Source organism: Roseobacter sp. HKCCA0434 (assembly GCF_032464675.1).
Lineage (GTDB): Bacteria > Pseudomonadota > Alphaproteobacteria > Rhodobacterales > Rhodobacteraceae > Pontivivens.
On record NZ_JAWDKL010000009.1, the window covers coordinates 71792 to 96466 of the forward strand.

A 24675-nucleotide genomic window follows, 5' to 3' on the forward strand; every position below is an offset into this window, starting at 1 on the left:
GGCGGGACTGCGGACGAATCTACTGTGCGACCAGCGTGGAAAGGGGCCGGGCGCGCATGGCGCCCGGTCCCGTGGGATGCGGCGAAGCGCTTATGCGCCCGGGTTGCAGGTTCCCAGCTCGCCACCCTCGAACTGCGGGTGATCCGGCTCGTAGGTGACCTCTTCGGTCGGCGTGACCTTGACGATCTCAACCAGGTCGTACTCGTTCTCGGGGTTCTCCTTGCCCCGCACCACGACCACGTCCTTGAAGCACTGGTGATCGTCGGCACGGTAGAGGGTCGGGCCGTTGCCCAGACCGTCGAACTCGAACCCTTCCAGCGCCTCGACCACGTCGCACGGGTTGAAGCTGTTGGCCCGCGTGACCGCATCGGCATAGAGCAGCGTCTGCACGTAGCAGGTATGCGCCGCCTGGCTGGGCGGGAAGCCGTACTTCTCGCCGAAGGACCGCACGAAGGCATTGGTGCCCGAATAGCGATCGCCCAGCTCGTTCTCCAGCTTCCAGTCCCAGTTCTGGGAGCCGAGGATGCCCTTGATGTTGGCGCCCGCACCGCGTGCCATCAGCTCCGAGTAGAGCGGCACGACGATCTCGAACTGCTTGCCGTTGGCCTGGGCCTCGCGCAGGCCGAACTGGACGGCGTTGGTCAGCGAGTTGACCATGTTGCCGCCGTAGTGGTTCAGGACCAGCACGTCCGCACCCGAGTTGAGGACCGGCGCGATATAGGACGAGAAGTCCGTCTGCGTCAGCGGGGTCAGCACCGAGTTCACGGTCTCCCAGCCCAGCGCCTCGGTCGAGGACTGGACGGCCTCCTGGGTCGTGTAGCCCCAGTTGTAGTCGGCGGTCAGGTGATAGGCCTTGCGGTCCGTGCCGTACTGCTCGGCCAGGATCGGCGCCAGCGCGGCACCCGACATGTAGGAGTTGAAGAAGTGGCGGAAGCCGTTGGCCTTCTTGTCCTTGCCGGTCGTGTCGTTGGAGTGGGTCAGACCCGCCATGAAGATGACGCCCGCCTCCTGGCACAGCGCCTGCACGGCCACGGCCACGCCGGAGGACGAGCCGCCGGAGACCATGATCGCGCCGTCCTTCTCGATCATCGAGCGGGCGGATGCGCGCGCGGCGTCGGACTTGGTCTGCGTGTCGCCGGTCACGTACTCGACGCGACGGCCCAGGATGCCGTTGCCTTCCAGCGCCTGGCTGGAGAAGGTCTGCATCATCCCGCCATCGCCCTCACCGTTGAGGTGCTCGACGGCGAGCTCGAACGCGCGCAGCTCGTCCGCGCCCTCGTCCGCATAGGGGCCGGACTGCGGCACGTTGAAGCCCAGGGTGACGGTGCTGTCGCCCGGTTCGTTGGTGAAGGCCCGCGCGGAGCCGGTGAAGATGGTCGGGGTGGCGAGTGCGCCACCGACCACCGCGCCGGTCTTGAGCACGCCACGGCGGCTGAAGTTCGTCTTCGACATGAGGTTCCTCCCTAAGTGTCGGTTCGGGGCATCGCGGCGTCTTTCGCGCCATCACATGACCCGGCGTCATTCTTGGCCCGCCATGTCAACAAAGCAACAACTGTCTGACGACGCTGTGTTTTTTTGTAAATTATTGACACACTATATCGGTTCAGTTGTAAATTAACTTACATTGCAGCGCAGCAGGCGCCCCAGACGAAAGGAAATTTCCCTTATGAGCCGGTCCTTTGCAGGCGTCCGCATCCGCGAGAGACGGCGCACGCTCGGCCTGACGCAGGCCGCACTCGCCAAGGCTGCGGACATCTCGCCCTCCTATCTCAACCTCATCGAGCACAATCGCCGCCCCGTCGCGGGCCGGGTGCTCAGCGCGCTCGCCCGTGCGCTCGACCTCGCGCCCGCCGATCTCGGGGAAGGCGCGGCGCTCGGCCTCGTCTCTGCGCTGCGTGAGGCCGCGGCCGACCTTCCCGTGCACGCGCCCGAGCTCGACGCCGTCGAGGAATTCGTCGGCCGCTATCCCGGCTGGGCGCAGGTGATCGCCACGCTCGACCGCACCGGCCACGCCCAGCGCGGCGCGATCGAGGCCCTGTCGGACCGGCTGACCCACGACCCCGTGCTGCAACGCGACCTGCACGAGATGCTGACCTCGATCACCGCCATCCGCTCCACCGCGTCGATTCTCGCTTCGGTCGACGATATCGACCCGCCGCAGCGCCGCCGTTTCACCCGCGCCATCCATGACGAAAGTCAGCGCCTGAGCGAGGTCGCGGGCGCGCTCACCGACTATTTCGATCGTGCGGTCACATCCGAAACCCCGACCGTGACGCCCGAGGAGGAGGTCGCCCGTCTGCTCGACGAGGCACGATACGACTTTCCCGATCTCGCGGAGGATCGCGTCGCGGTCGCCGCGATCATCGCGCGATCGGGTGCGCGCGGCGCGGTTGCCGAGCTGCTGCGCGACTGGCTCGATCGCTGGAAGGCCGATGCGGCCATTGCCCTGCCGGACGAAACCGCGCCCATCGACCTCGTCCGCCATGCCGCCGATCAGGACGTGGATGTCCCGGCCCTGATGCGCCGCCTCGCCTTTCGCGCCGCGCCCGATGCTCCGGGATTGATGAGCGTCAACGGCGCGGGTCAACTTCTCCTGCGCCGTCCGCTTCCCGACTGGCCGATTCCGCGCCAGGTCTCGCCCTGCGCGCGGCTGCCGCTCTTCGCCGCCCTGCGGATGCCGGGCGACACCTTCGCGGCCACGATCGCGCAGCCGGGCCGGCGCGAGACGCTGGCCATCGTCACGGCGACGCAGGCCCCGCCCCGCGCGATGGACGAGCCGCCGCGCGTCGAGGCGACGATGCTGCTGGTCCCGCCGGGATCGGAACCGCGCTATCTGACCCATCAGCGCCGCGAGGTTGCCGCCGGTCCCGGCTGTCGCCTCTGCGCACGCACCGACTGCGCCGACCGCATCGCGCCGCAATTGCTGGCGCGCTGACGCGCCGCTTGCGCCCGCGCCACCCCGCCCGCTAGGATCGTTCGCAACCTGCAAAGGACAGCGCCCGGCAGAGGCGCGCCCGCGGGGGGCCGGGAGGAAAGATGTCGAAACGTGTCCTGATCGTCGAGGATGAGACGAATATCGTCGAATCGCTCGCCTTCCTGTTGCGCCGCGACGGGTTCGACGTCTCGACCGTGCCCGACGGCGCGCGCGCCCTGCGCGAGGCCGAGCGGACGACCCCCGACGTGATGATCCTCGACGTGATGCTGCCCAACCAGTCCGGCTTCGACGTGCTGCGCGACCTGCGCGCGCATGACCGCCTCGGCGCGACGCCCGTCCTGATGCTGACGGCCAAGGGTCAGGCCCGCGACCGGGACGAGGCCGGGCAGCTCGGCGCCGATCTCTTCATGACCAAGCCCTTCTCCAATGCCGAGATCGTGGCCGCTGCGCGCCGCCTCGCGGGCCTGGATGGCTGAGCGCGCCCGCCGCCGCCGCTACGACGCGGCCGTGCTGCTGCCGCTCTTGGGCGCGATCACCATGCTGCCGCCCGTCATCGGTCTCTTCGCCGCGCCGATCCGCATCGCGGGCGTGCCGCTGATCGTACTATGGCTCTTTGGCAGCTGGCTCGTCGGTATCCTCGCGATCTGGCGCCTGTCGCGCCTGCTGGACGTCCCCCCGCCGCCGGAGCGTTGAGATGCCCAGCTGGAACAGCATCGTCCTGTCGTGCTTCGCCTACGCCGCGCTCTTGTTCCTCGTCGCCTTCTGGGCCGAGCGGCGGGCGCGGGCGGGCCGCTTCGGCTGGCTGCGCAACCCGTGGGTCTACACGCTGTCGCTCTCGGTCTACTGCACGGCATGGACCTATTACGGTGCGGTCGGCTCCGCCGCGCGGTCGGGGCTGGAATTCGCCGCGATCTACCTCGGCCCCACCCTGACCTTCCTCGCCTGGTGGACCGTGCTGCGCAAGCTGGTGCGCATCGCGCGCGAACAGCGCACCACCTCCATCGCCGACATGCTCTCCGCCCGCTATGGCAAGAGCACCGGGATCGGCGTCGTCGTCACCCTGATCGCCGTCATCGCCTCGACACCTTACATCGCGCTGCAACTGCAATCGCTGTCGCTGAGCTTTTCCCTCTTTGCGGACGAGGCCGCGCAGCCCACCCGCATCTCCTTCTGGATCGCCTGCGGGCTCGCCGCCTTCACCATCCTGTTCGGCACCCGCCATGTCGACGCGAACGAGCAGCATTACGGCGTCGTGACCGCCATCGCGCTGGAGGCGATCGTCAAGCTCGTGGCCCTCACCTCGGTCGGCCTCTTCGTCGTCTTTGGCATCGCCGACGGCCCCGCCGATATCTTCGCCCGCCTGCCGGATGCCCAGCTGATGCAGCGCGACATCTTCGGCCCGCGCTGGATCACGCTGATCTTCCTCGCCGCCACCGCCGTCATCTGCCTGCCGCGCATGTTCCAGGTCGCGGTGGTGGAGAACGTGGACGAGCGCTATCTCGCCACCGCCTCCTGGGCGTTCCCGGCCTATCTGCTGCTGATCTCGCTCTTCGTGCTGCCCATCGCCATCGCGGGCATGACGGTGCTGCCCGCGGGCGCGAACCCGGATCTCTACGTGCTCTCCGTGCCACTGAGCACCGGCAACGGCACGCTTGCGCTGATCGCCTTTCTCGGCGGCTTCTCGGCGGCGACCTCGATGGTGATCGTCGCGGCCATCGCGCTGTCGACGATGATCTCCAACCACATCGTCCTGCCGCTCTGGCTGCGCCGCGCGCGGCCCGCTCCGGCCAGCAGCGGCGACGTGCGCCAGATGCTGCTGATCTCGCGCCGCGCGGCCATCGTCGGGATCGTGGCGCTCGGCTACATCTACTTCCGCGCCACCGGCGGGTCCGAGGCGCTGGCCTCCATCGGCCTGATCGCCTTCCTCGGCGTGGCACAATTCATGCCGAGCGTGCTGGCCGGTCTCTACTGGCGCGGGGCCACGCGGACCGGGGCGCTCGCCGCCGTCATCACCGGCTTCGCGCTCTGGGCCTACACGCTGTTCCTGCCCAGCTTCGAGGGCGCGGTCCTGCTGTCGGACGCGGTCATCGCGAATGGCCCGTTCGGGCAGGCCTGGCTCGCCCCGCGCGACCTCTTCGGCTCGAACATCGCCGATCCCCTGGTGCACGCGACATTCTGGTCGCTGGGACTCAATTGCCTCGCGCTCATCGTCGTCTCGCTGCTGTCGCGGCCTTCCGACCTCGAACAGCTCCAGGCCAAGCTCTTCACCGACATCTTCCAGATCGGTGATCGGGGCGATATCGGCCTGCGCGGCAGCGCCAAGTCCGAGGACCTGTTCGAGCTCGCCCAACGCATCCTTGGCCGCGACCGCGCCTGGGCCCTGTTCCACGAGACTGCCCGCGCGCAGGGCAAGCCAGGCGGCCTGCCCGACCCCTCCCCCGACCTGACCGCGCGGCTCGAACGCGCGCTGACCGGGGCCATCGGCGCCGCATCGGCGCACGCGATGGTCAGCCAGATCGGCGGGCACGGCACCGTCTCGATCCGCGAGCTGATGCGCATGGCCGACGAGACGGCGCAGATCGTCGAATATTCCCACCGGCTCGAACAGAAGAGCCGCGAGCTGGAGGAGACCGCCACCCAGCTGCGCCACGCCAACGCGCGCCTGCATGCGCTGGCCGAGCAGAAGGACGCCTTCCTCAGCCAGGTCAGCCATGAGCTGCGCACGCCGATGACCTCCGTGCGCTCCTTCGCCGAGATCCTGCGCGAGGATGACGGCCTCGCGCCCGAACAGTCGCGCCGCTTCGTCTCGATCATCCACGAGGAAAGCCAGCGCCTGACCCGCCTGCTCGACGAGATCCTGGACCTCTCCGTCCTCGAAACCGGCCAGGCCGCCTTGCCCCGCGGCCCCGTGGCGCTGCGCGAGGTGCTCGACACAGCCCTCGCGACGGTCGAGCCGCAACTGCGCGGCGCGGGTTTCGCGCTGACCCGCACCGGAGACGAGGACGTGATCGTCGCAGCCGACCGCGACCGGCTGGCGCAGGTCTTCATCAATGTGATGACGAATGCGGTGAAATACGGACGGGGAGAGCGCGCCCGCCTCGCGCTCGACACGCGGGTCGACAGCGACCGGGTCGCGGTCCGCATAATGGATACCGGCCCCGGCGTGGCCGAGGCGGATCGGGATCGCATTTTCGAGAAGTTCACCCGTCTGGGCCATCAGACCCTTGCAGGCAGTGCCGGGCTGGGCCTGCCGATCAGCCGTGAGATCATGCGCAATCTCGGCGGCGATCTGACGCTCGAACCCTCCGCTTCAGGGACGGGTCCGGGCGCCAGTTTCCTCGTAACTCTCAACCGGCATTACGCAACACCGCCGGAATCGGTCATGTCAGGCTCAGACGATGCCGAGCAGGGCCAGAACGGCGAGAACGACCACGACCAGGCCGACGAGATAGATGATGCTGCGCATTGAATATTCCTTTCATCCTCCAATGTAGTCCAACAACGGGACAGAGGATCAAAGGTTCCCGGCAAGTTTCACGCGATCGAGAATCAATCGCGCGACCATCAGGTCCAGATGTGCCCCGCCGCCGTTCTTGAAGACGGTGATCTCGTCGTCCGAGCGTCGGCCTGCCGTGCCCGCCACCAGTGCGCGCATGTCGCCCAGAACGTCCGTGCGCGCGATGGTGCCCTCGGCCAGCGGGATCGTCAGCTCTCCGATATGCTCGATCGTGGTATCGTAGCTGTCGACGAAGATCCGGCCCCGGCGCAGCGTCGCGTCGTCCGCCTCGCGCATCCGGTCGGTGAACGCGCCGATCAGATCCACATGCGTCCCCGGCGTCAGCGCCTGCCCCGGCAGCACCGGCTCCCGGCTCATCGTGGTGGTCGCGACGATATCCGCCTCCGCCACCGCCGCGTCGAGGCTGTCCGCGACGCGGATATGCGAATGCCGCGCGGCCAGCGCCTCGGCCCGTTCGGGGCTGCGGTTCCACACCGTGATCCGCTCGATCCCCGGCAGCACCGCCGGATAGGCCGCGATCAGGCTCTCTGCCACGTTGCCCGCGCCCAGGATCAGCAGATGCCGCGCATCCGCCCGCGCCAGCAACCGCGCGCCCAGAACCGAGTCGCCCGCCGTCTTCCACCGGGTGATCAGCGCGTTGTCGATCAAAGCGGCGGGCGCGCCGCTCGCATCGTCGAAGACCAGCATCGCCCCCTGCACCGTCGGCCGCCCCTCGGCGGCGTTGCCCGGCATCACCGTGACCGACTTCACGCCGACACCCAGCCCGTCGATCCAGGCCGACCGGCTGAGCAGCGTGTCCTCGCCCCGGTGCAGGAAGGTGTCGCCGACCTCGGGCTGCGGCCCGCGATGCCCTGCCTCCAGCGCGTCGGCGATGGCGACCCAGTCCTCGGGCCCCGCATCGCCCGCCGTGATATAGGGCAGCGCCCCCATCAGCCGCGCGCGGCCACCACCGCGCGGGCGAAATCGCGCAGCCGGTCCGCCTTCAGCCCGGCGATGTTCATACGGCTGTCGTTGACCATGTAGATACCCGCATCCGCGCGCATGGCCTTCACGACCTCCTCCGACACCCCGAGGCGGGAGAACATGCCCCGATGCTCGGCCACGAAGTCGAACTCGTCAGAGTTGGTCTCCTGCCGCAGCGCCTCCGCCAGCCCGGTGCGCAGCTCGTTGATCCGCGCGCGCATCTCGCCCAGCTCCGCCTCCCAGTCGGCGCGCAGCTCCGCGTCGTTCAGGATCTCCGCCACCACCGAGGCCGGATGATCGGGGGCGAAGGAATAGAGCAGCCGGTTCACGCTCGCCAGCGTCGCGGTGACATTGGGCACCTCGCCCGCGCCCTCGCACAGCACGATGGCGCAGCCCGCCCGGTCGCGGTAGAGGCCGAAATTCTTGGAACACGAGGTCGCGATCATCATGCGCGACATGCGGGACGCCATGTGCCGCACGCCCTCGGCATCCTCCTCCAGCCCGTCGCCGAGGCCCTGGTAGGCGAAGTCCACCAGCGGCATCCAGCCCTTGCTGACCGCACTCTCCGTAACCCGCTCCCACTGCTCCTGCGTCAGGTTCGCGCCGGTCGGGTTGTGGCAGCAGCCATGCAGGATGACCACGTCGCCCGCACCCAAACCGTCGAGCTTCGCGATCATCGCGTCGAAATCGACGCCCCGCGTCTCCGCGTCGAAATAGGGATAGGTGTCGGCGGGAACGTCCAGATTGGCGAGCATGGCCGCATGGTTCGGCCAGCTCGGGGCCGAATACCAGAACCGCGCTTGCGGATTCGCGCGCAACGTCAGATCGAACAGCACCCGCAGCGCCCCCGTGCCGCCCGGCGCCTGCGCCCCGGTCAGCCGCGCGGCCAGCCCGCCGCGATCCGCGCCCAGCACCAGCGTCTGCATGCCCTCCACGAAGTCGGGATTGCCTGTCAGCTTGGTGTAGGTCTTGGTGTCCTGCCGCTCCAAGAGCCGCCGCTCCGCCTCCTTGACCGACCGCATCACCGGCGTGCGGCCCTCGCCATCCTTGTAGACCCCGACCCCGAGGTCGATCTTGTCCGCGCGGGGATCCTCCGCATGGGCCTGGATCAGCGCGATGATCGCATCGGGCTTGGGCTCGGGCAGCGTGTTGAACATCTCTCTCGTCCTTCAGGGAATGTCGCGCGGCGCGCTCAGGATGCGGGTCGCCTCGCGCTGGTCATAGGGCACGAAGCCCATCTTCTGGTACATCTGCAAGGCCCGCGGATGGTCGAGCGTGCAGGTGTTCACGGTCATGCGGGCGACCCCCGGCCCGTCCCAGCCGGCATGGATCGCGGTCTTGAGCAGCCAGCCGCCCAGCCCCTGCCCCACCACCTCGGGCATCAACCCGAAATAGGCCAGATCGCAGACCCCCGCCTCGCGGAAATCGAGCTGGAAGAACCCGGCGGGCCACCCGTCGCGCATCAACGTGTAGAGATGCACGTTCGGATCGCCGACATATTCGGCAACCTCCTCGCGGCGCTGCTCGACCCGGTCCATCCACTCATAGGCCTCCCCGACACCGCGATAGAGGTCGAGGAAATAGCGCACCGGCGGGTTCTCCGCCTTCATCAGCGCGACGGGCGCGCCGACGGGCGCGGGCGGGCGCGGATAGTCGGGGCGCTCGGTCATTTCGAGGAAGGTGACGGTATAGGGCGCCTCCTGCCCGGCCTCGTACCTCATCCGGTCGCGACCTTCAGGTCCGGGTACATGCCCCACTCGGTCCACGATCCATCGTAGAGCGCTACCTGCCGATGCCCCAGCACCGACAGGCCCAGCGCCAGCACCGCCGCCGTGATGCCCGACCCGCAGGTGGTGATCACCGGCCGGTCCAGATCGACCCCCGCCCCCTCGAAGGCCGCGCGCAGCGCATCCGCCTCCTTCAGCGTGCCGTCCTCGTTCAACAGCGTCGCGTAATGCACGTTCATCGAACCGGGAATGTGGCCCGAGCGCAGACCGGCCCGCGCCTCCGCCTCCTCGCCCCGGAACCGGGCGGGCGATCGCGCATCCACGATCTGTTCCTGTCCCAGCTTCACCTGCGCCGCCACCTGCGTGACGTCGCGCACCCGGCTCGCATCGCGCCGCGCGGTGAAGTGGCGATCGCGCATCACCGGCTCGTCGTCCTCGACCGGGTGACCTTCCGCCTTCCACTTCGGCAACCCGCCGTCGAGCACGGCCACGTCCGTCTTGCCCATCAGCCGGAACAGCCACCAGACCCGTGCCGCCGAGAACAGCCCCGCGCTGTCATAGACGATGACCTTGTGCCCGTCGCCGATGCCCATCGCGCGGATGCGGCTGACGAATTTCTCCACCGGCGGGGCCATGTGCGGCAGGTCCGACGCGCTGTCCGAGATCTCGTCGATATCGAAGAAGCGTGCGCCCGGGATGTGCTCGTCCAGATACTCCGCCTTCGGATCGCGGCCCTCGGCGGGCAGATACCAGCTCGCGTCGAGAATGCGCACATCCGGCGCGTTCAGATGCTTCGCCAGCCACTCCGTGCTGACCAGGTCGCCCGTCTCGCCCGTCGCCATGTCGCATATCCCTTCGGCAATCTGCGCGCAGGCTTACCGCGCGCGCCGCACCGGTTCAAGCGATCAGGGCTTGACCGGCCGCTCGCTCCATTTCGGCGCGGGCGGCTCATGCGCGGCGAAGGCGTCCAGCACCGCCTCGATCTCCTCACCGAAGACCAGCATGTCGCGATACTCCGCCCGCATGAAGCCCTCCTCGACCACACGGTCGATCATCGCCTTGAGCGGATCGTAATAGCCCCCGACATTCAGGAACCCGCAGGGCTTCGCATGGATGCCGAGCTGCGCCCAGGTGATCTGCTCGAAGATCTCCTCGAAGGTCCCCATCCCGCCCGGCAGCGTCAGGAACGCATCGGATTCGGAGGCCATCGCCGCCTTGCGCTCATGCATGGTCTCGACCGTCATCAGCCGGGTCAGCCCGTCATGCGCGATCTCCGCCTCGACCAGCGCGCGCGGCATGATGCCCAGCACCTCGCCCCCCGCATCGAGCGCCGCATCCGCGACCCGCCCCATCAGCCCGACCTTGCCTCCGCCATAGACCAGCCGCCCCCGCGCGGCGATGGCCCGACCCGCCGCATCCGCCGCCGCACCGTATTCGGGCCTGGCTCCATCCCGCGACCCGCAGAACACGCACACATCCATAAAAGTCTCCTTCAGGTAAACAGCATCATCCCGGCCCCGAACCGCCCGTCGGGCCGACGCTGGAAGCCGAGACTCTCGTAGAACCCCTCCAGCCCCGCCACGGCAAGCAGGCCGAGGCACCGCCCCGGCTCCTCGCGAACCCGCGCGACCAGATCGGCCACCATCGCCCGCGCGACACCGCGACCGCGCCAACTCTCCGAGACGATCACGTCCTGCACGTAGAAATAGAGCGCCCCGTCCCCCACGACCCGCGCCATGCCGATCAGCGCGCCCTCGGCATCGCGCGCGACCACATGCAGGTCCGAGCCATCGAGAGCCCGGCGCAGCACCTCCGCATCCGGCGCACCCCAACCCGTCACCGCGCGCAGGCGCATCGCCTCATTCACAGGCGGAGCATCGGACGACAGCGTCCAGCCCGTCACCGCTTCCGCCCCGACAGCGCCGCCACCGCGATCAGGCACAGCGCCACGATGCCGATGACGATGGTGCCGAGCGCGTTGACATCCGGGCTCACCCCCAGCCGCACCTTGGAATAGATCACCATCGGCAGCGTGGACGATCCCTGCCCGCTCACGAAACTCGCGATCACCAGGTCATCGAGGCTCAGCGTGAACGCCAAGAGCCACCCCGACACCACGGCAGGCGCGATCACCGGCAGCGTGATCCCGAAGAAGATGCCGAGCGGCCGCCCCCCCAGATCCCGTGCCGCCTCCTCGATCGAGCGGTCGAACCCCGCAAGCCGCGCCTGGATCACCACCGCCACGAAGGCCATGCCGAAGGTCGCGTGCGCGATCACGATGGTCAGCACCGACCGCCCCTCGGGCCAGCCGAACCACTGCTCCATCGTGATGAACAGGAACAGCAGCGAGATCCCCGTCACCACCTCCGGCATCACGATCGGCGCGGTCGCCATCGCCGTGAACATGGTCCGTAGCCGGAAGCCGCCGAACCGGCTCAGCACATAGCCGATCACCGTGCCGAAGGCGGTGCCCACCGTCGCCGCCAGCACCGCGACCTGAAGCGAGACCAGCGCCGCCCCGATCACCTGCTCGTTCGACCACAGCTCCCCATACCAACGCGTCGACCAGCCGCCCCAGACGCTGACCAGCGAGGAGGCGTTGAACGAATAGATCACCAGCACCGCGAGCGGCACGTAGAGCAGCGCGAAGCCCACCAGCGCCAACACCCGCAGCATCACGCCTCTCCCTTCAATGCCGAGGAGTTTCGCAAGAGCATGAACGGCACGACCAGCAGCACCAGCATGACGATGGCCACGGCGCTCGCCACCGGCCAGTCGCGGTTGTTGAAATATTCCCGCCACAGTACGTCGCCGATCATCGGACTGTCCTGCGCGCCGACGAGGTTGGGGATCACGAACTCCCCGACCGCCGGAATGAAGACCAGCAGGCACCCCGCCACGATTCCCGGCAGGCTCAAGGGCAGCGTCACCGTCCAGAAGGTCTGCCAGCCCCGCGCCCCCAGATCCGCCGCCGCCTCCAGAAGCGCGCCGTCGAGCTTTTCCAGCGTGGAATAGAGCGGCAGCACCATCAGCGGCAGGTAGGTGAAGACGATGGTCAGATAGACCGCGAAATCGGTCTGCAACATCTGGATCGGGCTGTCGATGATCCCGGACCAGAGCAGCACCGAGTTGATGATGCCCCCCTGCCGCAGCATCCCCATCAACGCGTAGATGCGCAGCAGCGACGAGGTCCAGAACGGCAGGATCACCAGCATCAGCAGGATGTTGCGCCAGCGCGGCTCCGCCCGCGCGATAACCCAGGCCATCGGCCAGGCGACCAGCAGGCACAGCACCGTCGCCCCGCCTGCGATCAGCACCGAGCCGAGATAGGCGTTCACGTAGAGGCTGTCGGTGGTCAGGAAGACGTAATTGTCGAAACTGCCCTGCCAGACCGGCCGCCAGCCCTCCCACCGGAACGCGGGCTCATAGGGCGGCTGCCCGAAAGCGTAGGTCCCCAGCGAGATCAGGAACACGATCCCGAACGGGATCAGGAAGAACAACAAGAGCCAGCCGAACGGCACCCCGATGACAGCCCGCGCCCCCCAGCTTCGCGCGCGGCCCCGGCGCGGGCTCACATCCGCCAGATCGCGCACCGCGGCGTCGGTGGTCTCCTGCACGCTCATATGCGCGCTCCTTCGGATTGGCCCAAATACTCATGGCGCGCCCTTTGCCACGGGTCCGACACGAGTATTTCCGCCAATCCGAAAGCCAAGCGCCTCACTCCCGCAGCATCAGCGCGCCCTCGGCGGCGAAGTCGTACTGCACCGGGCTGCCCCAGGTCAGGTCCGCCTCGCCGACACGGGTGCGGTTGGCGCGGGTCACGTCGAGCGTGCCGCCGCCCGGCAGCTTCAGCCGGTAGCGGGTGACGCCGCCGCGATAGGCATAGTCCTCGACCACCGCCGGATGGCCCTGACCCAGCGTGATCTTCTCGGGCCGGATGGCGAGCGTGACGGGCGTGCCCACGGGCGGCGCCGCGCCCTCGCATTGCGCATGGACCTCGCCGCCGATGGCCGGGCAGTCGAGCGTGACCCAAGGGCCCGCCTCGCCCGCGACGCTGGCATCGAGCAGGTTCACGTCGCCCACGAAATCGGCGATCAGCCGGTTCTTGGGGTACTCGTAGATCCGCCGTGGCGTGTCGACCTGCACCAGCCGCCCGCGATCCATCACTCCGATCCGGGTGGCGAGCGTCATGGCCTCCTCCTGGTCGTGGGTCACGACGACGAAGGTGGTGCCGGTCCGGTCGAAGATATCCATCAGCTCGAACTGCGTCTCCTCGCGCAGCTTGCGGTCGAGCGCCGAGAGCGGCTCGTCGAGCAGCAGCAGCTTCGGCCCGCGCGCGAGGCTGCGGGCCAGCGCGACCCGCTGCCGCTGGCCGCCCGACATCTGGTGTGGCTTGCGGCTCGCATAGTCCTCCATGCGCACCAATCGCAGCATCTCGCGCACCCGGTCCTCGCGCTCGGACCGGCCCATGCCCGCGCGGCGCAGGCCGTAGGCAATGTTGTTGGCGACGTTCATGTGCGGGAACAGCGCGTAGCTCTGGAACATCATGTTCACGGGCCGGTCGGCGGGATCGACGCCGACCATGTCGCGCCCCTCGATCTCGATCGAGCCAGAGGTGGGCGTCTCGAACCCCGCCAGCATCCTGAGCAGGGTCGACTTGCCCGAGCCCGATCCGCCCAGCAGGCAGAACAGCTCCTTGCGCCCGATATCGAGCGACAGGTCCTCGACGGCGGTGACGCCGTCGAACTCTTTGGTGACATTGCGGATGCGCAGGAAGGGCGCATCCGCGTCCTGGGCAGGCGCGCCCATCACTGTCCGGTCTTCACCTGCGTCCACAGACGGTTGATCGTGCGGTCGACCCGCGCGTCGTAGACCTGCGCCGCCCACAACCGCTCGGACGCGGCCTCGGTGGGGAAGATGCCGGGATCGGAGGTGATCTCCTCGTCCACCAGCTCCAGCGATGCTTCGTTGGCGTTGGCGTACCAGACGTAGTTGGTGATGTCGGCGGTGATCTCCGGCCGCATCACGAAATTGATGAACTCGTGCGCCAGCTCCGGATTCGGGGCATCGGCCGGGATCGCCATCAGGTCGAACCACTGCAGCGCGCCTTCCTCGGGGATCACGTAGGCGATCTCGACGCCATTCTCCGCTTCCTCGGCACGGTAGAGCGCCTGGAACACGTCGCCCGACCAGCCGACGCTGACGCAGACATCGCCGTTCGCGAGGTCCGAGATGTACTGCGAGGAGTGGAAGTAGCGGACATGCTCGCGCACGCTCTCGATCAGCTCGGCCCCCGCTTCCATGTCCGCCTGATCGGTGGAGCGCGGGTCGAGGCCCAGATAGTTCATCGCCGCCGGGATCATCTCGGTTGGCGCGTCGAGCATGGTGATCCCGCAATCGGCGAGCTGCGCCGCGATCTCCGGGTCGAAGACCAGCGCCCAGCTGTCGGTCGGCGCGTCCGCGCCCAGCCGCTCCTCGACCATCGCGGTGTTGTAGCCGATGCCGGTGGTGCCCCACATGTAGATCACCGAATGGGCGTTGTCCGCATCATAGACCGACGCCGCCTCCATCAGGTCCGCGTCCATGTTCTCGGCATTCGGCAGCAGGTCGTAGTCCAGCTCCTGGTAGATCCCCGCATCCACCTGGCGGCGCAGGAAGTCGGAGGTCGGCACCACGATGTCGAAGCCGGAATTGCCCGCGAACAGCCGCGCCTCCAGCACCTCGTTGGAATCGTAGACGTCGTAGTTGACGGTCGCGTCGAACTCCTCCTCGAACTTCTCGATCGTGTCCTCGGCGATGTAGTCGGACCAGTTGTAGATGTTCAGGACCCGGTCCTGCGCGCCCGCGGCCAGCGGCGTGGAGGCGAGAAGGACGGCGATGGCGGTCATCTTGCGCATGGGAAATCCCCTTTCGATGGGCAGATCGTTCGCCCCGAGCATATGCAGCGCGCCGCCCGATTGTGAAGGGGGATCGTGTGCCCCCCTGTCGGGCGGCCCGCCCCCATGCTAGATCGACGGGCGACGCAACCGCACGGAGCTTCCCATGACCGCCCGCAATCCGCTCAGCCTCACCAAGTCGCCGCAGATCGACGGAGCGGCGCCGGACGCGCTCGACCAGCTGCGCCAGTGGGTGGCCGAGAACGGGGTGGAGGAGATCGAGTGCGTGATCCCCGACCTCGCCGGCATCGCGCGCGGCAAGGTCATGCCCGCGGCCAAGTTCCTGCGCGAGCCGGGCCTGCGCCTGCCGATGTCCACCTTCTTCGCCACGATCAACGGCGACTACACCGAGGAGGTCGGCCCCCAGCTCTACACCGATCCCGATCTGGTACTGACGCCGGACTACGGCGCGATCCGCGCGGTGCCCTGGGCCAACGACCGCTCGCTGCAGGTCATGCACGACGCGCAGACCGAGGACGGCAGCGCCTTCGGCATCGCGCCCCGTCAGGTGCTCAAGCGGGTCGTCGACCTCTATGCCGAGCGTGGCTGGTTCCCGATCGTGGCGCCCGAGCTGGAATTCTACCTCGTCAAGCCCAACACCGATCCCGACTACCCGCTGGAGCCGCCCGTCGGCCGCTCCGGCCGGCAGAGCGTCGGCAACCAGGCCTTCTCCCTCTCGGCGGTGGACGAATATGACGAGGTGATCGAGCTGATCTACGATTACGCCGACGCCCAGAACCTCGCCATCGACACGATCATCCAGGAAAGCGGCCCGGCCCAGCTGGAGATCAACCTGCTGCACGGCGACCCGGTCAAGCTCGCCGACGAGGTGTTCCTCTTCAAGCGCATGATCCGCGAGGCCGCGCTGCGCTGCGGCACCTACGCCACCTTCATGGCCAAGCCCTACGGCCAGCAGGTCGGCTCGGCCATGCACATCCACATGAGCGTGACCGACGCGCAGGGCGGCAACATCTTCTCCGACGCCGAGGGCCGCGCGACCGAGGCGCATGACGCCTTCGTCGGCGGGCAGCAGGAATATTTCGGGGCCGCGACCGCGCTGGTCGCGCCTTACGTCAACTCCTACCGCCGCCTGATCCCCGGCTGGTCCGCCCCGATCAATCTCGACTGGGGCGAGGACAACCGCACCACCGGCCTGCGCTCGCCCCGCGCCACCCCCGCCGCGCGCCGCGTCGAGAACCGCGTGGCGGGCGCCGATGCCAACCCCTACCTCGCGCTCGCGGCCACCCTCGCCTGCGGCTATCTGGGCCTGACCGAAGGGCTGAAACCGCGCGTGCTGGTTAAGGGCAACAGCTACAGCCGCGACCGCGACCTGCCCTTCTCCCTGCTCGACGCGGCCACCGCGCTTGGGGAGAGCGAGCCCCTCCGCTCCGTCCTCGGCGACGGCTTCGTGGATACGTTCACCGCCGTCAAACGCTCCGAATACGAACAGTTCATGCAGGTCATCTCCCCCTGGGAACGCCAACACCTCCTGTTGAACGTATAAGCCTCCGCTGCGCGGTTTGAACGCAGGAACGCCCCTCCCGCCGCGCCCGTTGTCCCGGCAACGAGTGCGAAAGGAGAAGCCATGTCATCCGCGAAGAAGACCGACCCCGAGCTTTGGGAAGAGGTGAAGGAGGAGATCACCGAATCCGACAAGGGCGGCGAGCCCGGCCAGTGGTCCGCGCGCAAGGCGCAGATGGCCGTACAGGAATACAAGAAGCGCGGCGGCGGCTACGAGGATGACGGCCCCGATCAGGACGACACGGACCTGCACGAATGGACCGAGGAGGACTGGGGCACCAAGTCCGGCGGCGAGTCGAACGAGACCGGCGAGCGCTACCTGCCCAAGAAGGTCCGCATGTTGCTGACCGAGGACGAATACGCCCGCTCCACCCAGAAGAAAAAGCAGGGCGACGACCAGTTCGTCGATCAGCCCGACGACGTGAAGGAGAAGGTCGCCCATATCAAGGAGAACGGCCCGACCAAGGACATGCTGATGGAGCGCGCGCAGGATCTCGACATCGAGGGCCGCTCGGACATGACCAAGGACGAGTTGCTCGACGCGATCGAGGACGCGACGGACGAGAATGGCCGCGGGAAGGGATCGCGCGCCTCGCTCGACGCCAAGACGAAGGACGAGCTCTACGACATGGCGCAGGATCGCGAGATCGAGGGCCGCTCCGACATGTCGAAGGACGAGCTGATCGACGCGCTGGTCGAGGACTGAGCCCCGCGTTAACGAATGACGGGGGGCTGGCAGGGTGCCATACGCATGCCATACGCATGCCATACGCATCGCAGCCCCCCGTTTTCGCGGTTAACCTTTCTGGCCCCAACACTGGTTCGGGTGCGCCCGTGCCCTAGCTCCCTCCCCCAACGAGGGAGGGCCGAATGGGCGAAGAAGGTTTCACGCGACTGCTGATGGGCGAGGTCCAGGGCTACTGGACCGGCTTCGTCGAGGCCCTGCCCCGCATCGCGGCGGCCCTCCTCGTGATCCTGCTGACCTGGGGTCTGGTAAAGATCGCCCGCTTCATCGTCAGTCGCGTGACCAAGCGGGCGCGGATGCGCCGCTCGCTGCGCGAAGTCCTTATGATGATTACGGGAATCGTGATCTGGCTGGCGGGTCTTCTGATCGCCTGCACCATCGTATTCCCCTCCGTGACGCCCGGCAGCGCGCTGACGACGCTGGGCCTCGGCTCCGTCGCCATCGGCTTCGCCTTCAAGGACGTGTTCGAGAATTTCCTCGCCGGACTGCTGATCCTGCTGCGCGAACCCTTCAAGATCGGCGACCACATCTGGACCGAGGAATCGGGCATCGAGGGCTTCATCGAAGAGATCACCATCCGCGACACCCATATCCGCCAGACCGACGGCCAGCTCGCCGTCGTCCCGAATGCTGAGCTTTTTCAAAACCCTGTGGTCGTCCGCACCGATAACGAGCTGCGCCGCACGACCATCATCTGCGGCGTCGCCTATGACGAGGACGTGGACGAGAGCCGCGCCGTGATCCTCGAAGCGGTCAAGACGGTCGACAGCGTCCGCGACGACGTGAAGGACGTGCAGGTCTTCGCCCAGGCCTTCGGCGCGTCGTCGATCGATTTCGAGGTGACCTGGTGGACCGGCTCGCGCCCCGTCGACATCCGCGCCAGCCGCGACCAGGTCGTCGCTGCCGTCAAGCGCGCGCTCGACGAGGCCGGGATCGAGATCCCGTACCCCTACCGGACCCTCACCTTCAAGGAAAACAGCCCCGTGCCCCTGCCCTTGCGGGAGCGCGATCAGGACAGCGAGAGCGCCGATAGCAGCTGAGGGATCTGCTTGCCCAGCCGGAAATAGCCCTTCGTGGCATGCGGCCAGACCACCTCGTCGATCGTCCGCCGGGCAAAGACGATCTCGCGGTCGAGCCGGGCCAGCCGGTCGGCGACCGGGCCGGTTGGATGGGCGTGAACGACGATGCGCCCCGGCGGCAGATCCTCGGGTGCGACGACCCGCGCGCCGCAGCGCGCCACGGCATCGGTGCGGAACCGCTCGCCCACGGTCCCTCCCTCGGGTGACAGCGGCACCGGGGCGAGGACCAGCGCAGCCGTGCCGTCCCGAACGGGGGCAAGGTTCTCCTGCGTCGCCACATGGAGATCGCCGTCGCGCACGGGCGCAGCCTCGGGCCAGACGGGGTCGGGCGGATCGTCCCAGGCGAGCGGTTCGGGATCGTCGGCCAGCCCTGTCGGGGTGAAGCGTCCTTCGGTGAAGGTCGCGATGTTGTCCGCGTGCGCGACGTAGTGCTTGCCCCGGCTGTGCAGTCCGGCGACCCATCGCCAGCTGAGAGTGTTCGACGCCGCGTCCGCGTCCTTCAGATGCCGCAGGAACAGGTCCGCCCCCAACTGCCAGGGCAGGCCGAGCGTGAAGATCCAGATGCTCGCGAACCACAGGCGGACGTGGTTGTGCAGCCAGCCCGTCTCGACCAGCTCGGCGAGCCAGGTGTCGTAGCATTCGATGCCCGTCTCGCCGCTCACCGCCCGTCGCCAGCCCTCCGTCCCGGCATGGAGGGACGCGAGCCGGGTGACATCCTCGCGGTACCGCGTCCAGACCTCCGGCCGGTGTTCCAGCCAGCCGCGGAAGTAGAGGCGCCAGAACACCTCCCGCACGAAGGAGGCGGCGGCCTCGGCGCCGTGGGCCTCCAGCGCTGTGGCCAGCACCTCCCGCTCGGTCAGAAGGCCGGTCGACAGCCACGGCGACAGGGCGGAGGTGGGGCCGTCGGCACCGTGCTCGACATAGTTGCGCCGCCGGGCGTATCGCTCCCCCATTCGCGGCACGAAACCTGCCAGATGCGCCAGCGCCGCCTCCCGCTCGGGAACGTGGCCGGTCATGCCCCGGCGCCCGAACGCAGCCGCGCCAGGTTGGACAGGACGAAGAGCCCCGCCGCCACGGTCACGATGGTCGGCCCCGTCGGCGTGTCGAAGCGATAGGCCGCGCCCATGCCTCCGATCGCCGAGACGACGCCCAGCAGCACCGCGCCGGTCGCCATCCCCTCGGGCGTGCGTCCAAACGGGCGCGCCGCAGCCGCCGGAATGATCAGCAGCGCCGTGATCAGCAGCGCGCCCACGACCTTGATCGCCACCGCGACGACGACCGCGAGGGCCAGCATCAGCACCAGTTGCTCGCGCCGCGGGTCGATGCCGCTGGCATGGGCGAGGTCGCGGTCCAGCGTCGCGGTCAACAGCCGCGACCAGCGGGCGAAGATCAGCGCCGCGACCAGCACGACGCCGACCCAGATGATCGCGAGGTCGCGCTTGCCCACCGCCAGGATGTCTCCGAAGAGATAGGCCGACAGGTCCACGCGCACGCCAGGCAGCAGCGACACCGCCACCAGCCCCAGCGCGAGGGAGGCATGGGACAACACGCCTAACAAGGTATCCTCGCCGTAACTGCGGCCCGCGACCCCGGCCACGATGGTCGCCATCACCACCGCCACGGCAAGCGCCCCCGCGAAGACGGAGATGGACAGGGCGAGCGACAGCGCCACGCCGAGAATCGCGGCATGGGCCGTCGCGTCGCCGAAATACGCCATGCGCCGCCAGACGACGAAGCAGCCCAGCAATGCCGCCGCGATCGCCACGCCGACCGCCGCCAGCGTCGCGCGGATCAGGAAGTCGTCGAACATCAGTGCGCGTGCCCCGCATGGTCGTGGTCGTGATCCGCATGGTCATGCGCGTGGTCATGCTCGTGCCGATAGAGCGCCAGCGCCCCGCCCGTGCCCGTTCCGAACAGTTCCCGATAGGCAGGGGCGGAGGAGACCACCTCGGGCGTGCCCTCGCAACAGACATGGCCGTTGAGGCAGATGACCCGGTCGGAGGCGCTCATCACCACGTGCAGCTCGTGGCTGACCATCAGCACCGCGCAGCCCAGCTCGTCCCGCACCGCCTCGATCCGGCGGTAGAACGCGGCCGAGCCGGGCTGGTCGAGCCCCTGCGTCGCCTCGTCGAGCATCAGAAGGTCCGGCCGACCCAGCAGCGCGCGCGCCAGCAGCACGCGCTGGAACTGCCCGCCCGACAGGCTTGCCATCTGCTGATCGGCGACATGGGGCACCTCCGCCTGCTCCAGCGCCTCGGCGACCTCCGCTCCGCGGCGCCGGTGCGGCAGGTCGAGGAAGCGGCGCACCGTCATCGGCAGGGTCGGGTCGAGCGCCAGCTTCTGCGGGACGTAGCCGATGCGCAGGCCGCGCTTGCGCCGGATATGGCCCGAGGCGGGCTTCATCGCGCCCGCGAGCAGCCGCAGCAGGGTCGACTTGCCCGAACCGTTGGGGCCGACGATGGTGACGATCTCACCGGGCTCGATGCACATGTCGACGCCCGACAGGATCGTGCGCCCGCCCGCCCGCGCGCTCAGGTTCTCGGTCTCGATCAGCATCACGGCTCCTTGCGACAGCGGGCGCAGACGCCCTCCGCCTCGACGACGGTACGCTCGACCGCGAAATCCGACAGATCGGCGGAGCGGTCGAGCTCCCGCGTCGCGATGGTCGCCTCGCCCACCCGCCCGCAGGCGCGGCAGATCAGGAAGGCCGGGTCATGCTCCGCGCCGGGAGAGACGCAGGCCACGAAGCCATTGCGCCCCTCGATCTTGTGCGCGAAGCCGTTATCGACGAGGAAATTCAGCGCGCGGTAGACGACGGGCGGCTGGGCGCCCAGCCCCTCCGCCGCCAGTCGTTCCAGGACCTCGTAAGCACCAAGCGCCACATGCGATTCCAGCAGGATCTCGAGCGTGCGGCGCCGCGCCTTCGTCAGGCGCAGGCCACGATCCTCGCAGATCGCCTCCACCCGCGAGAGACCGTCGGCCCGGCAGGCGGCGTGGTCGTGCGGGCTGAGCCCGGTGGGAACCCCCTCAGCCATCCGCGCATCCGGCAATGGAGGCCGCGAGATTACGCAGCATCGTGGGGTAGAGAGCGGGCCCCGGCTCGATCTCGGCTCCGAGCGCGTCGATGGTGCCCAGTTGCAGCCCCTCGGGCACCACGACCCCGGCCAGCGCGTCGGATTGCTGCGGCTCGACGAGCACGCAGGTAATGCCCTGCTCGCCCGCCATGTCGCGCAGTGCGGCGAGCCGCGCGGGGCCCGGATCGCTGGCATCGCCGATGGCGATCTCGCCCGCGGCCTCGACGTCGAACCGCTCCTCGAAATAGCCGAACGCGTCATGGGAGACGAGGAACCGGGGGGAGACTTCGCCGAGCGTGGCCGTGACATCCGCGACCGCGGCCTCGATCGCCGCGACGCCGTCGTCGGCATTCGCGCGGTAGGTTCCGGAATTATCCGGGTCGAGTGCGGAAAGGCGTTCGGCGATCATGGGCATCCAGGCGATGGCGTTGTCGGGATCGAGCCAGACATGCGGGTCGTCGCCGTCAAGGTCGTGCCCATGTTCATCCTCGTGCTCGTGCTCATTCGCGTGACCATGCTCATGCTCGTGCTCCGCATCATGCGCGTGCTCATCGCCATGCTCATGGTCGTCGTGATCGTCGTCGGCGTGGTACCCGTGATCCCCATCGTGGTCATGGTCGTGATGCTCCGCATGATCGTCGTGGTCGCCGTGATCCTCGTGCTCACCATAGCTTCGCACTTGCGTCTCGGCGAGGTCCATCAGGACCAGATGGTCGGCATCCCCAGCGACGGAGGCGATCATGTCGGCCATCCACGGCGTCAGGTCCGGGCCGATCTCGACGATCAGTCCGGCATCCTGCATCGCGCGCGCATCGGACGGGCGCAACGCGAAATCGTGCGGCGAGGCTGTGCCGGGGATCAGCAGGTCCGGCGTGCCGACACCCGCCATGACCTGCGCGACGAGCGAGTGGACCGGCGGAATATCGGTCATCACGCGCGGAACTTCGGCGAGGGACGCGGTCGCGGTTCCAGCACCCAGAGCGAGCGCGAGAGATACGGGCTTCATGGCAATTCTCCGTTAGGGTCGCCGACTGTTATTATATAACATTTAGCCGGTCAAGCGCGGGTCCCGCCTATCGACCTTGCTCCATGCTGCCGGGATCACGCCGCACGAACCGGCGGATGGTGGCGATCAAGCGTCCGGACTTTCCCGTCGCGGCACAACCATCCGCACAAGCCTGCTTCGCCGATCAACCTGCGGATGATTCGGCGCTTCGATCGCAAAAATGCGGCTGAAACGGGGACTTGATGGTTACAAAATCCCCGTGGGCCTGCGCGAGCAGCCGTTTCGGCACTCGACGCGACCGCCGCGCACCCGCTTAATGGCGAAATTAAGGCAAAGCCGAGGTCGCCGCGCTCGCAACTATCCTGCGCATCGCGCGCTTTCCCTCGCGTCACCCGGGGCTGCGCTTGCAAATCCCCACGATCCTCCGAACACTCGAGCGATCCAACAGGGACGCGCGACGGACCGCGCCGAATGACGGTCAACGCCCGCCCCGCCCAGACAAGGAGGTATTTCCATGACTCTGACACGATTGCTCAAGACCACCAGCGCCGGCGTGATGACCGCCGCGCTCGCCGCCACCATCGCGACCGCTCAGGACAGCGGCGCCGAGATGGCGGGCGACCAGACCTTCTCCTACCGCCTGCTCGACCAGTTCCCGACGCTCGATCCCCAGCTGATCGAGGAAACGGCGGGCGGCCACGTCGCGCGCCAGCTCTTCGAGGGGCTTCTGACCCAGGACGCACAGGGCGAGCTGCGCGAGGGTGTGGCGACCGAGTGGTCCTCCGACGACAACCAGACCTGGACCTTCACCCTGCGCGAGGACGCGCGCTGGTCCAATGGCGACCCGGTCACGGCGGGCGATTTTGTCTATGCCTGGCAGCGCGCCGCCGATCCCGCGACCGCGTCCGAATACGCCTGGTACGTCGAGCTGAGCCAGATCCAGAACGCGGCCGAGATCATCGCCGGTGACATGGAGCCGTCCGAGCTGGGCGTGCGCGCCGTCGACGACCGGACGCTGGAGGTCTCGCTGACCCGGCCCCTGCCCTACTTCCCGCAGATGGTGGTGCATTACACCTTCATGCCGACGCACCAGCCGACGATCGAGGAGTTCGGCTCGGACTGGACCTCGCCCGAGAACATCGTCTCGAACGGCGCGTATACGCTGGAGGAAATCGCGGTAAACGAGTTCTTCCGGCTCGAGAAGAACCCCGAATACTGGGGCGCCGACGACGTCGCGATCACCGAGGTCACCGGCTACGTCATCAACGATGGCAACCAGGCGCTCAGCCGCTTTCAGGCGGGCGAATTCGACATGATGGACGATCTGCCGCCCGGTGCCTATCCGCGTCTCGAGGCCGAGTCGCCCGACACCACGCACTCCACGCCGCGCCTGTGCTCCTACTACTACACGCTCAACCAGTCCGAGAGTGGGCACGAAGCGCTGCAGGACCCGAACGTGCGCCGCGCGCTCAGCCTCGCGGTCAACCGCGACGTGATCGTCGACCAGATCCTGCAGGGCGGGCAGGCCCCGGCCTACAGCTTCACCCACTGGGCGACCGCCGGGTTCGAGCTGCCGGAGATCGAGTACGCCTCGATGAGCCAGGACGAGCGCATGGAAGAAGCCATGCAGCTGATGACGGATGCGGGCTACGGTCCCGACAATCCCATCGAGTTCAACCTGATCTACAACAACTCCGACACCCACCAGCAGGTGGCGACGGTGATCAGCCAGATGTGGCGGCCGCTGGGCGTGACGACGACGCTCAACAACTACGAATGGCAGTCCTATCTGGAAATCCGGGGCAACCAGAACTTCGACGTGGCCCGCTCGGCCTGGTGCGGCGACTATAACGAGGCGTCGACCTTCCTCGACCTTCTGACCACCCGCAACAGCAACAATGACGGCAAGTACTCCAACGAGGAAGTCGATCGTCTGATGACCGAGAGCGTGGACCTCGCCGACCCGCAGCCGAACTACACGGCGGTGGAGCAGATCCTGGCCGAGGACATGGCGATCATCCCGATCTACCACTACACGCAGAACTTCGTTCTGAACGAGGAGATCCAGGGCTGGCCGATGGAGAACGTGGAAAACAACTGGTACGTGCGTGACCTGACCCGCACCGCGTCCGAGTAATCTTCCAAGGGGCGGGCCTCGCGCGAGGCCCGTCC

Annotated in this window: 24 protein-coding genes; 8 read left to right on the forward strand and 16 right to left on the reverse strand. The window is 68.0% G+C overall.

The features are described 5' to 3' along the window. Positions 1-90: 90 nt before the first annotated feature. Entirely contained in the window at positions 91-1452 is a 1362-nt protein-coding gene (locus RX333_RS07655; protein ID WP_316014337.1) for a substrate-binding protein, read from the reverse strand. Between the two features lie 214 nt (positions 1453-1666). Between RX333_RS07655 and RX333_RS07660 the strand changes: the two genes are divergently transcribed. The 4 genes from RX333_RS07660 (at position 1667) to RX333_RS07675 (ending at position 6404) form a co-directional block, all read left to right on the forward strand. Next, positions 1667-2935, forward strand: coding sequence for a helix-turn-helix domain-containing protein (locus tag RX333_RS07660; RefSeq protein WP_316014338.1), 1269 nt, complete (start codon positions 1667-1669; stop codon positions 2933-2935). 101 nt (positions 2936-3036) lie between these two features. Further along, on the forward strand, positions 3037-3411 hold the full coding sequence (locus RX333_RS07665) for a response regulator (protein WP_316014339.1): 375 nt from the start codon (positions 3037-3039) through the stop codon (positions 3409-3411). Next, the gene (locus tag RX333_RS07670; RefSeq protein WP_316014340.1) at positions 3404-3628 is read left to right on the forward strand and encodes a hypothetical protein; all 225 of its coding nucleotides are present in this window, start codon (positions 3404-3406) and stop codon (positions 3626-3628) included. The genes RX333_RS07665 and RX333_RS07670 overlap by 8 nt, the downstream gene beginning before the upstream one ends. A gap of 1 nt (position 3629) precedes the next feature. After that, entirely contained in the window at positions 3630-6404 is a 2775-nt protein-coding gene (locus RX333_RS07675; RefSeq protein WP_316014341.1) for an ATP-binding protein, read from the forward strand. 45 nt (positions 6405-6449) lie between these two features. On the opposite strand, the gene RX333_RS07680 is transcribed toward RX333_RS07675, so the two are convergent. The 10 genes from RX333_RS07680 to RX333_RS07725 all read right to left on the reverse strand — a co-directional run bounded on the left by RX333_RS07680 (position 6450) and on the right by RX333_RS07725 (position 15039). Next, positions 6450-7382 carry an ornithine cyclodeaminase gene (locus RX333_RS07680; protein ID WP_316014342.1) on the reverse strand — a complete coding sequence of 311 codons (933 nt, stop codon included), beginning with the start codon at positions 7380-7382 and terminating at the stop codon, positions 6450-6452. After that, positions 7382-8572, reverse strand: a complete 1191-nt coding sequence (locus RX333_RS07685) for an amino acid aminotransferase (protein WP_316014343.1) — start codon at positions 8570-8572, stop codon at positions 7382-7384. The genes RX333_RS07680 and RX333_RS07685 overlap by 1 nt, the downstream gene beginning before the upstream one ends. Before the next feature lie 12 nt (positions 8573-8584). Further along, on the reverse strand, positions 8585-9136 hold the full coding sequence (locus RX333_RS07690) for a GNAT family N-acetyltransferase (protein ID WP_316014344.1): 552 nt from the start codon (positions 9134-9136) through the stop codon (positions 8585-8587). After that, on the reverse strand, positions 9133-9984 hold the full coding sequence (gene sseA / locus RX333_RS07695; RefSeq protein WP_316014345.1) for a 3-mercaptopyruvate sulfurtransferase: 852 nt from the start codon (positions 9982-9984) through the stop codon (positions 9133-9135). The genes RX333_RS07690 and sseA overlap by 4 nt, the downstream gene beginning before the upstream one ends. A gap of 63 nt (positions 9985-10047) precedes the next feature. Continuing rightward, a complete protein-coding gene (locus RX333_RS07700) occupies positions 10048-10623 on the reverse strand; it encodes a TIGR00730 family Rossman fold protein (protein ID WP_316014346.1) in 576 nt (191 codons plus the stop codon). An 11-nt stretch (positions 10624-10634) separates the two neighbouring features. Continuing rightward, positions 10635-11045: a GNAT family N-acetyltransferase gene (locus tag RX333_RS07705; protein ID WP_316014347.1), complete on the reverse strand. Its 411-nt coding sequence runs from the start codon at positions 11043-11045 to the stop codon at positions 10635-10637. Next, a complete protein-coding gene (locus tag RX333_RS07710; protein WP_316014348.1) occupies positions 11042-11818 on the reverse strand; it encodes an ABC transporter permease subunit in 777 nt (258 codons plus the stop codon). The genes RX333_RS07705 and RX333_RS07710 overlap by 4 nt, the downstream gene beginning before the upstream one ends. Next, entirely contained in the window at positions 11818-12765 is a 948-nt protein-coding gene (locus tag RX333_RS07715; RefSeq protein WP_316014349.1) for an ABC transporter permease subunit, read from the reverse strand. Before RX333_RS07715 ends, RX333_RS07710 begins: the two co-directional genes overlap by 1 nt. A gap of 94 nt (positions 12766-12859) precedes the next feature. Next, entirely contained in the window at positions 12860-13951 is a 1092-nt protein-coding gene (locus tag RX333_RS07720; RefSeq protein WP_316014350.1) for an ABC transporter ATP-binding protein, read from the reverse strand. Then, entirely contained in the window at positions 13951-15039 is a 1089-nt protein-coding gene (locus tag RX333_RS07725; protein ID WP_316014351.1) for a polyamine ABC transporter substrate-binding protein, read from the reverse strand. Before RX333_RS07725 ends, RX333_RS07720 begins: the two co-directional genes overlap by 1 nt. Positions 15040-15184: 145 nt before the next feature. On the opposite strand from RX333_RS07725, the gene RX333_RS07730 reads away from it, so the two are divergent. From RX333_RS07730 to RX333_RS07740, 3 genes are all read left to right on the forward strand, one after another. After that, positions 15185-16582, forward strand: a complete 1398-nt coding sequence (locus tag RX333_RS07730) for a glutamine synthetase family protein (RefSeq protein WP_316014352.1) — start codon at positions 15185-15187, stop codon at positions 16580-16582. 81 nt (positions 16583-16663) lie between these two features. Next, positions 16664-17305, forward strand: coding sequence for a Rho termination factor N-terminal domain-containing protein (locus RX333_RS07735; protein WP_316014353.1), 642 nt, complete (start codon positions 16664-16666; stop codon positions 17303-17305). A 164-nt stretch (positions 17306-17469) separates the two neighbouring features. Continuing rightward, entirely contained in the window at positions 17470-18384 is a 915-nt protein-coding gene (locus RX333_RS07740; protein WP_316014354.1) for a mechanosensitive ion channel family protein, read from the forward strand. On the opposite strand, the gene RX333_RS07745 is transcribed toward RX333_RS07740, so the two are convergent. The 5 genes from RX333_RS07745 to RX333_RS07765 are packed head-to-tail and all read right to left on the reverse strand — an operon-like array spanning position 18354 to position 22503. Next, complete coding sequence (locus RX333_RS07745) at positions 18354-19439, reverse strand: FAD-binding domain-containing protein (protein ID WP_316014355.1); 1086 nt, start codon at positions 19437-19439, stop codon at positions 18354-18356. The genes RX333_RS07740 and RX333_RS07745 overlap by 31 nt on opposite strands. Continuing rightward, the gene (locus tag RX333_RS07750; RefSeq protein ID WP_316014356.1) at positions 19436-20233 is read right to left on the reverse strand and encodes an iron chelate uptake ABC transporter family permease subunit; all 798 of its coding nucleotides are present in this window, start codon (positions 20231-20233) and stop codon (positions 19436-19438) included. Before RX333_RS07750 ends, RX333_RS07745 begins: the two co-directional genes overlap by 4 nt. Beyond that, on the reverse strand, positions 20233-20979 hold the full coding sequence (locus RX333_RS07755; protein ID WP_316014357.1) for a metal ABC transporter ATP-binding protein: 747 nt from the start codon (positions 20977-20979) through the stop codon (positions 20233-20235). The genes RX333_RS07750 and RX333_RS07755 overlap by 1 nt, the downstream gene beginning before the upstream one ends. Next, a complete protein-coding gene (locus tag RX333_RS07760; RefSeq protein ID WP_316014358.1) occupies positions 20979-21458 on the reverse strand; it encodes a Fur family transcriptional regulator in 480 nt (159 codons plus the stop codon). The genes RX333_RS07755 and RX333_RS07760 overlap by 1 nt, the downstream gene beginning before the upstream one ends. Next, positions 21451-22503 (reverse strand): zinc ABC transporter substrate-binding protein, encoded by a 1053-nt coding sequence (locus RX333_RS07765; RefSeq protein WP_316014359.1) that lies wholly within the window; start codon positions 22501-22503, stop codon positions 21451-21453. Before RX333_RS07765 ends, RX333_RS07760 begins: the two co-directional genes overlap by 8 nt. Positions 22504-23017: 514 nt before the next feature. On the opposite strand from RX333_RS07765, the gene RX333_RS07770 reads away from it, so the two are divergent. Beyond that, the gene (locus RX333_RS07770) at positions 23018-24640 is read left to right on the forward strand and encodes a peptide ABC transporter substrate-binding protein (RefSeq protein ID WP_316014360.1); all 1623 of its coding nucleotides are present in this window, start codon (positions 23018-23020) and stop codon (positions 24638-24640) included. Positions 24641-24675: the final 35 nt, after the last annotated feature.

Excerpts from the sequence above, each read along its gene's own strand:
- RX333_RS07675 (WP_316014341.1), top strand. The coding sequence starts at position 3,630 with ATGCCCAGCTGGAACAGCATCGTCCTGTCGTGCTTCGCCTACGCCGCG.
- RX333_RS07680 (WP_316014342.1), bottom strand. The coding sequence starts at position 7,382 with ATGGGGGCGCTGCCCTATATCACGGCGGGCGATGCGGGGCCCGAGGAC.
- RX333_RS07740 (WP_316014354.1), top strand. The coding sequence starts at position 17,470 with ATGGGCGAAGAAGGTTTCACGCGACTGCTGATGGGCGAGGTCCAGGGC.
- RX333_RS07670 (WP_316014340.1), top strand. The coding sequence starts at position 3,404 with ATGGCTGAGCGCGCCCGCCGCCGCCGCTACGACGCGGCCGTGCTGCTG.
- RX333_RS07685 (WP_316014343.1), bottom strand. The coding sequence starts at position 8,572 with ATGTTCAACACGCTGCCCGAGCCCAAGCCCGATGCGATCATCGCGCTG.
- RX333_RS07710 (WP_316014348.1), bottom strand. The coding sequence starts at position 11,818 with ATGCTGCGGGTGTTGGCGCTGGTGGGCTTCGCGCTGCTCTACGTGCCG.
- RX333_RS07730 (WP_316014352.1), top strand. The coding sequence starts at position 15,185 with ATGACCGCCCGCAATCCGCTCAGCCTCACCAAGTCGCCGCAGATCGAC.
- RX333_RS07755 (WP_316014357.1), bottom strand. The coding sequence starts at position 20,979 with ATGCTGATCGAGACCGAGAACCTGAGCGCGCGGGCGGGCGGGCGCACG.
- RX333_RS07770 (WP_316014360.1), top strand. The coding sequence starts at position 23,018 with ATGACTCTGACACGATTGCTCAAGACCACCAGCGCCGGCGTGATGACC.
- RX333_RS07655 (WP_316014337.1), bottom strand. The coding sequence starts at position 1,452 with ATGTCGAAGACGAACTTCAGCCGCCGTGGCGTGCTCAAGACCGGCGCG.
- RX333_RS07765 (WP_316014359.1), bottom strand. The coding sequence starts at position 22,503 with ATGAAGCCCGTATCTCTCGCGCTCGCTCTGGGTGCTGGAACCGCGACC.
- RX333_RS07665 (WP_316014339.1), top strand. The coding sequence starts at position 3,037 with ATGTCGAAACGTGTCCTGATCGTCGAGGATGAGACGAATATCGTCGAA.
- RX333_RS07725 (WP_316014351.1), bottom strand. The coding sequence starts at position 15,039 with ATGCGCAAGATGACCGCCATCGCCGTCCTTCTCGCCTCCACGCCGCTG.
- RX333_RS07760 (WP_316014358.1), bottom strand. The coding sequence starts at position 21,458 with ATGGCTGAGGGGGTTCCCACCGGGCTCAGCCCGCACGACCACGCCGCC.
- RX333_RS07750 (WP_316014356.1), bottom strand. The coding sequence starts at position 20,233 with ATGTTCGACGACTTCCTGATCCGCGCGACGCTGGCGGCGGTCGGCGTG.
- RX333_RS07690 (WP_316014344.1), bottom strand. The coding sequence starts at position 9,136 with ATGAGGTACGAGGCCGGGCAGGAGGCGCCCTATACCGTCACCTTCCTC.
- RX333_RS07720 (WP_316014350.1), bottom strand. The coding sequence starts at position 13,951 with ATGGGCGCGCCTGCCCAGGACGCGGATGCGCCCTTCCTGCGCATCCGC.
- RX333_RS07715 (WP_316014349.1), bottom strand. The coding sequence starts at position 12,765 with ATGAGCGTGCAGGAGACCACCGACGCCGCGGTGCGCGATCTGGCGGAT.
- RX333_RS07735 (WP_316014353.1), top strand. The coding sequence starts at position 16,664 with ATGTCATCCGCGAAGAAGACCGACCCCGAGCTTTGGGAAGAGGTGAAG.
- RX333_RS07660 (WP_316014338.1), top strand. The coding sequence starts at position 1,667 with ATGAGCCGGTCCTTTGCAGGCGTCCGCATCCGCGAGAGACGGCGCACG.
- RX333_RS07700 (WP_316014346.1), bottom strand. The coding sequence starts at position 10,623 with ATGGATGTGTGCGTGTTCTGCGGGTCGCGGGATGGAGCCAGGCCCGAA.
- RX333_RS07745 (WP_316014355.1), bottom strand. The coding sequence starts at position 19,439 with ATGACCGGCCACGTTCCCGAGCGGGAGGCGGCGCTGGCGCATCTGGCA.
- sseA (WP_316014345.1), bottom strand. The coding sequence starts at position 9,984 with ATGGCGACGGGCGAGACGGGCGACCTGGTCAGCACGGAGTGGCTGGCG.